1 protein-coding gene is annotated in these 850 nt (G+C 57.6%); it reads right to left on the reverse strand.

Going from position 1 to position 850, the window contains the following annotated elements:
• A partial coding sequence (locus tag ACTHS3_RS15950) for a TonB-dependent receptor plug domain-containing protein (protein ID WP_440368500.1) occupies positions 1-850 on the reverse strand: 850 nt, incomplete at both ends.

An 850-nucleotide genomic window follows, 5' to 3' on the forward strand; every position in this document is an offset into this window, starting at 1 on the left:
GAGCTTTCGTGGTCTTCCGCTTGAATCGGGCTTTCGCCGTAGTACATTTCGCCGTTCAGACGGGGTTTGACGTAGGATACGCCGGCACGAGCGGTCAGACCGCCCCAGCGGTAGGACGCGTCAAGTTCGTAGCCGTAGGTTTTGAGTGTGCCGCCGTTGTAAATCTTGCCACGCTCGGTGATGGAGGCGGTGTTGTTGTTGATTTTTGCCCAACGATAGACGATGAGGTCTTTGATGCGTTGGTGGAACACGCTGCCGCTGACGTTGAAGTTGTCGTTGCGCCATTTGAAGCCGAGTTCGGCGCGGCGGGCGGTTTCGGCTTTGAGGTTGCCGTCCAAATCGGCGGCGGCGCCTGCGCGTTCGTTAGCTAACAGGGCTTCGTTCAGGCGGGGCGCACGGCTTGCCTGATTGAGGTTTGCCAAGAGGGAGAAGTTGTCGTTGATGTCCCAAATCGCGCCGATGCTAGGGTTGAGCTGACCGTGCGACGCGCTTTGTTTGCTGGCGGCGTTGTATTTGAAATGGTCGTAACGCAGGCCGGTGGTCAGGGTAACGGGGTGCAGGTTCCAAATGCCTTCCGCGTACACGCCGTATTCGGCTTTTTTCTCTTTGTCGCGGTCATACAGGCCGAGAATCTTCAGCCACGCTCCTTTGTCGGACGGCTCGGAGGTTTCGTGGCGGTAGTTAACGCCGTATTTCACCATGTGTCCGTCGCCGAAAGAGCTGGCGAGGTTCAGATTCGCGCCGGTCGCTTTGATTTTGCTTAACTCAAGTTTGCCGATAGGAACGCCACCTTGCGCAGTGCCGGAAGCTTGGGCTTTTGGAGAAGGGGCGCCTTTGGGCGGTTTGGTGT

Source organism: Neisseria sp. P0009.S007, assembly GCF_051962515.1.